The organism is Streptomyces sp. E2N166 (assembly GCF_003671715.1).
Classification (GTDB): Bacteria; Actinomycetota; Actinomycetes; order Streptomycetales; family Streptomycetaceae; genus Streptomyces; species Streptomyces thinghirensis.
On the sequence record NZ_RAIF01000006.1, the window covers coordinates 222,455 to 223,814 of the forward strand.

1 protein-coding gene is annotated in these 1,360 nt (G+C 66.7%); it reads left to right on the forward strand.

Annotated features, from left to right (window positions below):
• The coding region (locus EBH09_RS01250) for a condensation domain-containing protein (protein WP_238697208.1) at positions 1 to 1,360 on the forward strand (1,360 nt) is incomplete at both ends.

Below are 1,360 nucleotides of genomic sequence, written 5' to 3' on the forward strand. Positions count from 1 at the left end.
ACGCCCTCACCCAAGCACTCCACGACCTCACCACCCGCCACGAAACCCTCCGCACCCTCTACACCGAGGACCACCGCGGCGCCCACCAGACCGTCCTCCCCGCCAGCCAGGCCGAAGTCCCGGTCGCCGTAGCCGACACCGACGAATCAGTGCTCAGCCAGGCACTCGCCGAAGCCGCCGCCTACAGCTTCGACCTGACCAGCGAAATCCCCATCCGCGCTTCGCTGTTTCGTTTGAACGAACACGAGCACGTACTCCTCCTGCTCCTCCACCACATCGCCGGTGACGCATGGTCCATGGGCCCTCTCGCCCGCGACCTCACCACCGCCTACACCGCACGCGTCCAGGGCCAAACCCCAGCCTGGCAACCCCTGCCGATCCAGTACGCCGACTACACCCTCTGGCAGCACGAACTGCTCGGCGAGGAAACCGACCCCCACTCCCCCGCGGCACAGCAGCTCAGCTACTGGACCGAAGCGCTCGCCGGACTACCGGAGAAGCTCGAACTCCCCACCAACCGGCCCCACCCCGCCACCGCCTCCTACACCGGTGACCGCGTCCCCATCACCATCCCCGCCACGCTGCACGGCCGCATGGCCGACGTCGCCCAGAACACACACACCAGCGTCTTCATGGTCCTTCAGGCCGCCCTGGCCACCCTCCTCACCCGCCTCGGCGCAGGCACCGACATCCCCATCGGCACGGATATCGCCGGGCGTACCGACGAGGCGACCGACGACCTCGTCGGCTTCTTCATCAACACCCTCGTCCTGCGCACCGACACCAGTGGGCAGCCGACCTTCCGCGAACTCCTCGACCGCGTCCGCGAAACCGACCTGGACGCCTACGCCCACCAGGACCTCCCCTTCGAGCGCCTCGTCGAACACCTCAACCCCACCCGCACCCTCGCCCACCACCCCCTCTTCCAAGTCATGCTCACCCTCAACAACACCGAGCACGACGCGCTGCGCACGGTGGCCGGGATGCCGGAACTCGATATCGAGCTCGAACCGACCGGGACAGGCATATCCAAGTTCGACCTCGCCTTCTCCTTCGAGGAATCCCGTGACCCGCAGGGAATACCCGACGGGCTGAACGGCTCGGTGGAGTTCAGTACCGACATCTTCGATTCAGCTACCGCACGGTCCATCGCCGCCCGTCTGGTGCGCCTGCTGGATGCACTCACCACCGACTGGGACCTGTCGGTGGATGCGGTCGACGTACTCGAGGAGTCCGAGCGGCATGAGCTTCTGACTGAGTGGAACAACACCGCGGTTGACTATCCGTCCGAGTCGAGCGTGCATGCCCTGTTCGAGGAACAGGCAGCCCGGACCCCTGACGCAGTCGCGGTCGTCGCCGG